Genomic DNA, 222 nt, shown 5'->3' with positions numbered 1-222 from the left:
AAACCGGTGACTTCGTTGCCAAAGGCACCCTCATCATCATGGTCATCATGTCCATGGGCAGCTGGTACATCCTCATCACCAAAATCATTGACCAGGTCAAACTGTCCGGTCAAGCCACAGATGCCCGTTCCAAATTCTGGAAAGCAGCCTCTGTCCAAGCCGGTGCCGCTTCTTTGAAAGAAGGCAGCCCATTCCGCTTCATCGCTGACTCTGGTATCAAAG

General features: G+C 51.8%; 1 pseudogene. It reads left to right on the top strand.

What is annotated here, in order from left to right:
- Nucleotides 1-222, top strand: a pseudogene (locus ACO0LN_RS30500) (MotA/TolQ/ExbB proton channel family protein); the annotation flags it as partial.

Origin of the sequence: Undibacterium sp. TC9W (assembly GCF_049339865.1) — a bacterium.
GTDB lineage: Bacteria > Pseudomonadota > Gammaproteobacteria > Burkholderiales > Burkholderiaceae_D > Undibacterium.
Note: the sequence above shows the minus strand (reverse complement) of the source record. Positions and strands in the feature narration are given on the sequence as shown.